The sequence below is a fragment of the Nocardiopsis sp. TNDT3 genome (assembly GCF_003427465.1).
GTDB lineage: Bacteria > Actinomycetota > Actinomycetes > Streptosporangiales > Streptosporangiaceae > Nocardiopsis > Nocardiopsis dassonvillei.
Map to the genome: position 1 here is coordinate 1 of NZ_QPFC01000930.1, position 3,214 is coordinate 3,214.

A 3,214-nucleotide genomic window follows, 5' to 3' on the forward strand; every position below is an offset into this window, starting at 1 on the left:
CGCCCCTTCCGCAGGGGGCCTGCCCGCCCCGCCGAACACGCCCACCCGCGGCGGTGACGCGAAACGCCCCCGGGCGCGTTCTCCGACAGGTGCCGGTCCGGAGCCGCCTCGACTACCTTCGGCAGGGTGAGCAATCTGGACACCCATCCCGCCGAAGAGCGCGTCTGCGGCGGAGAGGTCGACCCCGCCGACACCGCCGCCTCCGGCGACACCGAACTCCTCGAACCGCGCGAGGTCCCGCTCGGCGGCCCGCGCGCCATGCTGGTCCGCCGCGCCCTGCCCGGGAAGAACCGCCGCATGGTCGGCGCGTGGTGCTTCGCCGACGTCTACGGACCCACCGGCGTCGCCGACGGCCCCGGCATGCAGGTGCCGCCGCACCCCCACATCGGCCTGCAGACCGTGAGCTGGCTGGTCCGGGGGTCGGTCCACCACATGGACGGACTGGGCTCGGACCAGCTGGTCCGCCCCGGCCAACTCAACCTCATGACCGCCGGACACGGCATCGCCCACTCCGAGCGCTCCCCCGCCGACGCCCCGCCGCTGCTGCACGGCGCCCAGCTGTGGATCGCCCTGCCCGAGGACGACCGCGAGGGACCGGCCCGCTTCGAACACCACGCCGACCTGCCCGCCTTCGACCTGCCCGGCACGGACGCGCCGGGGGCCAGGGTCACGGTGATCGCCGGAGAGGTGGACGGCCGCCGCTCCCCCGCCCGCGTGCACACCCCGCTCATGGGAGCCGAGGTCGTGCTGGAACCCGGGGCCCGGGTGCGCCTGCCCCTGGACGCGTCCTTCGAACACGGCGTCCTGCCCCTGGACTCGCCCGTGCGGGTCCTGGGCCACACCGTCGAGGCCGGTGCGCTGCTCTACGCGGGCGAGGGGCGCACGGAGGTGGAACTGCGGGCCGAGGAGACCGCGCACGTGCTGGTGATCGGCGGCGAGCCCTTCACCGAGGACCTGGTCATGTGGTGGAACTTCGTCGGCCGCGACCACGACGAGATCGTGCGGGCCCGCCGCGCCTGGGAGGACGACCGGGAGGACGCCGACGACGCGGGCGGGCGGCGCTTCGCCGCGGTCGCGGCCGACGACGGAGCACCCCTCCCGGCTCCGGAGCTGCCCAACGCGCGCCTGCGCGCGCGCCCGCGCCACCGCGGCGCGTAGAACCCCGGGACGGTCGGCCGGGGTCCGCCGGGGCGGCGCGTCCGCGTGCCGCGACCCGCGGGCCCCGGCCGCGCCTTCGCGGCCCCGGGCCTGCACCCGCCGGAAACCGGTCGGCCCCCGTCACGGGTGCCCCGCCCGGCAGTCGCCGCCACGCGCGCGGGCAAGGTCGGCTGAAGGTTTCCGGTAAGCGCCCCTTGTCGTTTCTGTCCATCGTGCGAGTCTGGACAGAAGGAAACGAAAGGAGCGTCGTGAGGCGACACCCTGGCCAGGCTCCCCGCCCCACAATGCTGACCAGGCCAACTCCTGCTACCGTGCGGATCGCGAACTACGGGATGATTTAGGAGACCTGAACATGGTCCAACAGACTCGCGAGCAGTGGGGATCGCGCGCGGGCTTCCTGATGGCGGCGATCGGTTCCGCCATCGGTCTGGGCAACATCTGGCGATTCCCCTACATCGCCTACGAGAACGGCGGCGGCGCCTTCATGCTGCCCTACCTCATCGCCCTGCTCACCGCCGGTATCCCGCTGCTGATCCTGGAGTACAGCATCGGGCACCGCTACCGCTCCTCCGCTCCGCTGTCCTACCGGCGCATCACCCGGCCCGCCGAGGCCATCGGCTGGTGGCAGGTGGCCATCTGCTTCGTCATCGCGGTCTACTACGCCGTGATCGTGGCCTGGGCCGCCCGGTTCGCGTGGTTCTCCATCGGGCAGCAGTGGGGCGACGACCCCAACGCCTTCTTCTTCGAGGACTTCCTCCAGATGAGCGAGGGGCCCGGCATGGTCTCGGGCTACGTCGCGGGTGTGGCCTGGCCGCTCGTGGGCGTGTGGGCCGTGGTCCTGCTCATCCTGGCGCTGGGCGTGCGCAACGGCATCGAGAAGGCCAACAAGGTCTTCATCCCGCTGCTGGTGGTGCTGTTCCTGGTCCTGGTCGTGCAGGCCCTCACCCTGGACGGGGCCGCGACCGGTCTGAACGCCCTGTTCACGCCCGACTGGGGCGCGATGCTCGACGGCAGCGTCTGGATCGCCGCCTACGGGCAGATCTTCTTCTCCCTGTCCGTGGGCTTCGCCATCATGGTCACCTACGCCTCCTACCTGCGCCGCAGGGCCGACCTGACCGGCTCGGCGATGGTGGCGGGCTTCGCCAACAGCTCCTTCGAGCTGCTCGCGGGCATCGGCGTGTTCGCCGCCCTGGGCTTCATGGCCACCGCCGCGGGCACCGGGGTCGAGGACGTCGCCGCCAACGGCATCGGACTGGCCTTCGTCGCCTTCCCGCAGATCATCTCGACCCTGCCCATCGGCGGCGCGCTGTTCGGGGTGCTCTTCTTCGGCTCCCTGGTGATCGCGGGCCTGACCTCGCTGATCAGCATCGTCCAGGTGATCATCTCCGCGGTGCAGGACCGCACCGGCCTGGGCCGCGTCCAGACCGTGCTGCTGGTGGGCGGCGCCACCGCGCTGGCCTCGATCCTGCTCTTCCCCACGCCCGAGGGGCTGCACTTCCTGGACGTGTTCGACCACTTCATCAACCAGTACGGCATCGCACTGGCCGGACTCGTCATGATCGTGGTCTTCGGCTGGATCGCGCGCAGGCTGCCGATGTTCCAGGAGCACACCAACGCGATCTCCTCCATCCGGCTCGGCCTGTGGTGGAAGGTCGTCCTGGGCGTGGTCACCCCGATCCTGCTCGGCTTCATGATGTGGGACAGCCTGCGCACGGAGCTGACCGAGAACTACGCGGGCTACTCGACCGGGTTCCTGCTGGCCGCCGGATGGGGCCTGGCCATCGGGGCGATCGTCTTCGGGATCGTCGTCTCGCTCTTCCCCTGGAAGCGCGCCGACGCCCTGGCCCGCCAGGACGCCGACACCGAGGACGCCGTGACCAAGGAAGGGGACCGCTGATGACCACCAGCGCGATCGTCATGATGGTCGTTGCCATGATCCTGCTGTGGGGCGGGCTCATCGCGGCCATCGTCCACCTGCGCCGCCACCCCGAGAAGCCCGAAGAGGGGTAACCGCGCCCGAACGCGACGGGGCGGTGGGCGCCGGTCGGGCGCCCAC

3 protein-coding genes are annotated in these 3,214 nt (G+C 71.7%); all 3 read left to right on the plus strand.

Features of this window, described 5'->3' with window-relative positions; translation table 11 throughout:
* Positions 1–126 precede the first annotated feature (126 nt).
* The 3 genes from DQW06_RS21870 to DQW06_RS21880 all read left to right on the plus strand — a co-directional run bounded on the left by DQW06_RS21870 (position 127) and on the right by DQW06_RS21880 (position 3,168).
* Positions 127–1,158 carry a pirin family protein gene (locus DQW06_RS21870; RefSeq protein WP_117199214.1) on the plus strand — a complete coding sequence of 344 codons (1,032 nt, stop codon included), beginning with the start codon at positions 127–129 and terminating at the stop codon, positions 1,156–1,158.
* A 352-nt stretch (positions 1,159–1,510) separates the two neighbouring features.
* Positions 1,511–3,055, plus strand: a complete 1,545-nt coding sequence (locus tag DQW06_RS21875) for a sodium-dependent transporter (protein WP_013153048.1) — start codon at positions 1,511–1,513, stop codon at positions 3,053–3,055.
* Positions 3,055–3,168 carry a methionine/alanine import family NSS transporter small subunit gene (locus DQW06_RS21880; RefSeq protein WP_013153047.1) on the plus strand — a complete coding sequence of 38 codons (114 nt, stop codon included), beginning with the start codon at positions 3,055–3,057 and terminating at the stop codon, positions 3,166–3,168. The genes DQW06_RS21875 and DQW06_RS21880 overlap by 1 nt, the downstream gene beginning before the upstream one ends.
* Positions 3,169–3,214: the final 46 nt, after the last annotated feature.